At 28.2% G+C, this 2,955-nt stretch carries 2 protein-coding genes and 1 pseudogene; 1 reads left to right on the top strand and 2 read right to left on the bottom strand.

The genetic code is table 11. From position 1 onward, the window contains the following. Nucleotides 1-251 precede the first annotated feature (251 nt). The gene (locus ACRC03_RS09300; protein WP_438652288.1) at nucleotides 252-656 is read left to right on the top strand and encodes a hypothetical protein; all 405 of its coding nucleotides are present in this window, start codon (nucleotides 252-254) and stop codon (nucleotides 654-656) included. Nucleotides 657-749: 93 nt separating this feature from the next. Here ACRC03_RS09300 and asnB read toward each other — a convergent pair whose 3' ends face one another. Further along, nucleotides 750-2,594, bottom strand: a complete 1,845-nt coding sequence (gene asnB / locus ACRC03_RS09295) for an asparagine synthase (glutamine-hydrolyzing) (RefSeq protein WP_438652287.1) — start codon at nucleotides 2,592-2,594, stop codon at nucleotides 750-752. 176 nt (nucleotides 2,595-2,770) lie between these two features. Next, nucleotides 2,771-2,955, bottom strand: a pseudogene (locus ACRC03_RS09290) (cation:proton antiporter); the annotation flags it as partial.

The following is a 2,955-nucleotide window of genomic DNA, read 5'->3' as shown; positions in this document are numbered from 1 at the left end:
TTCGCAAATTAACAATAACAAATTTGAGACTTTTTTCATATACTTTTTCACTTTTTAGGTGAAAATTTTTAATATCTGGACATTAGTGGCTACGCCTTTTTAAGCGTAGCTTTAATTATTTAATGAATAATTCAGGATATATTATATTTTTATATTTTTCATCATCCTTTTAGCAAAATTTCTACTATAGTTATTTATTAATATGATTTTTTGTAACTATTTTTTTTATGTAGTATAATAATGTCTATGTAATGTATAATAAAAAAAGAAAAACTAATAAAGAAAAGGTGATATTAATGGATTTATTACAATTTGATGATTTAAGCTATTTTAAAAAAATCTGTTTAGATGAAGAAACTCTTATAATATACAGTAAGTGTGGAAAGTATAGTTTTTACATAAACTTTAAAGATGAAATTAAGGGCGTAGATTACTTCGAGATATCAATAACTACTGAAGATTCTAATGGCTTTATAAACAAATCAGGAACTGCTAGTGTAATACAAAAGGTTGTTATGGATACTGTAACTGGTAAAGTTAAGCCTCAGGATGATGCCCCTAAAGCTAAAAAAATAGATTCTAAAGGTGACAAGGTTAAAACTTCTCCTTCACAAAAAAAGACTCCTTTTTTTGCTAAAAAAAGAGGTAGAAAATAAGTTTTTTATTAACAATAACTTATACTATGAATAACTATATGTTAATTACTAAAGGAGAAGCATTCTCAAGTATAGTGAATGCTTCTCTTTTAATTAATCTAATTCAAATTTTATATTATATTCATTAATCCAAGTATCAAGTTGCACTAGATATGCCATAACCTGAGGTCCTGTCATAAGTTGACCAAACCATGGTTTTGTAAAAGATTCTCCATTAGTATTTATAATATTTTCGATTTCACCTTTGTCTATTATGTCTAATATTCTAGCATTTGGCTTATTTATTATATTTTTCAACATTCCTTTAACTGTTTCTGTATATAATGGATTATGAGTTTTTGGATATGGACTTTTCTTTCTGTCTATTATTTCATCTGGTAAAATTGTTCTCATTGCTTCTCTTAAAAGTCCTTTTTCTCTACCATTTAGTAATTTCATATCTGCTGGAATATTAAATGCATATTCTACTAACCTTTTATCTGCAAATGGTACCCTTACTTCTAAACTATTTGCCATTGTCATCCTATCTTTTCTGTTTAATAAAGTTACCATAAACCATTTAATGTTTAGATAATACATCTCTCTCATTAAAGAATCTTTTTTAGATTCGCCTGCTAGTTTTGGAACTTTTGCAATCGAATCACTGCACATTTGTTTTACATATTCTTCGATAGGAAGAGACTTTAAATTATTAGACAAGATACTTTTTCTATAAGATACTGAATCTGCCCAAGGGAAAATTTCTATTTTGTCATAATTTTTAGTATACCAAGGATAGCCTCCAAAAACTTCATCGGCACATTCTCCTGACAATGCCACTGTGGCATATTTTCTAACTTCTTTTGCAAATAAATACAATGAAGAGTCAATGTCTGCCATTAATGGTAAATCACAACCTATTGTTGCTTGTTTCAAGCAATATGCTAATTCTTCATTGTCTAAAACTATATTATGATGATCACTTTTTAAATACTCTGTCATTTTTACAACCCAATAAGCATCTGAATTTGGCTGAAATTCACTAGTTTTAAAAAATTTATCATTATCAGTATAATCAACTGAGAAAGTATGCAAATTGCCTTTATTTTCTCTTTTAAATGATTGTGAAGTTACATGAGATATAAAGCTAGAATCTAATCCACCTGATAAAAATGTACATACAGGAACATCACTAACTAATTGCCCTTCAATAGCATCTACTAATAAATCTCTTAAATAGCTAGTAGTTACTTCTAAATCCTCTTCATGTTCTTTAGCTTCTAGTTTCCAATATTCTTTTAATTGTATTCCATTTTCATTAAATACTAGATAATAAGCAGGTGGAATTTCTTTAATCTCTTTAAATATTCCACCACCTAATTTTCTTTGAGGTCCTAATGACATAAGTTCTAAAAGTCCTTCTTTATCTACTATAGGTTCTATACTTGGATGTTTCAAAATAGCTTTTATTTCTGAGCCAAAAACTAACGAATTATCTTTAAAAGCATAAAATAATGGTTTAACCCCTAATGGATCTCTTCCTAAAAATAATTCTTGTTTATGTTCATCCCAAACTCCGAAGGCATATATTCCATTTATATAATTTACACAATCTTTACCATACTCTATAAAAGCAGTTAATAATACTTCAGTATCTGAGTAAGATTTGAAAGTATACCCTTTCTGAAGTAATTCTGCTCTTACTTCTTCTGTATTATAAAGTTCACCATTGTATACTATTGTATATTTTTGATCCCCTATTACCTTGTTCATTGGCTGAAGCCCCCCTGTTGGGTCTACTATTGCCAATCTTCTATGTCCTAAAAGTGCATGAGTGTAGCACTCTATTCCATAGGAATCAGGACCTCTAAATTCTAGTGTATCTCTCATTTCTTCTATTACTTTTACATTATCTCTTATATTGTCTTTGAGATTTACCCACCCTACAATTCCACACATATTCTAAGCACCACTTTCTATAATTGTCTACATGTTAAAATATATGAGCGTTCCTTAAAAATGTGTATTCATTAAATATTTATTACATTTCAATAAATTTATATTTGTTTTAATTATATTACAAAAACACTCTAGAAATTCAATTTCTAGAGTGTTTTTAAACTGACTTATAATAATTATGCGACTCCTTGTAATTCACTATCAGAATCTTCTTCTAGTACTTCTAACTTCTTAGCTACTATTTTAGTAGTACTAGCTTGTACTATAAGTGTTACTAATATAGTCATAAATACTACTGAAGATATTATTTCATATCCAGGTATCTTCATAGAAACTATTATCCCTGATAAAGCTGCTGGTA

This window comes from Romboutsia sp., from assembly GCF_051659545.1.
Taxonomy (GTDB): Bacteria; Bacillota; Clostridia; order Peptostreptococcales; family Peptostreptococcaceae; genus JBOFOR01.
Note: the sequence above shows the minus strand (reverse complement) of the source record. Positions and strands in the feature narration are given on the sequence as shown.

What these genes read in the sequence shown, in the direction of transcription:
- ACRC03_RS09300 (WP_438652288.1), top strand. Translation starts at nt 252, where the DNA reads ATGTATAATAAAAAAAGAAAAACTAATAAAGAAAAGGTGATATTAATG.
- asnB (WP_438652287.1), bottom strand. Translation starts at nt 2,594, where the DNA reads ATGTGTGGAATTGTAGGGTGGGTAAATCTCAAAGACAATATAAGAGAT.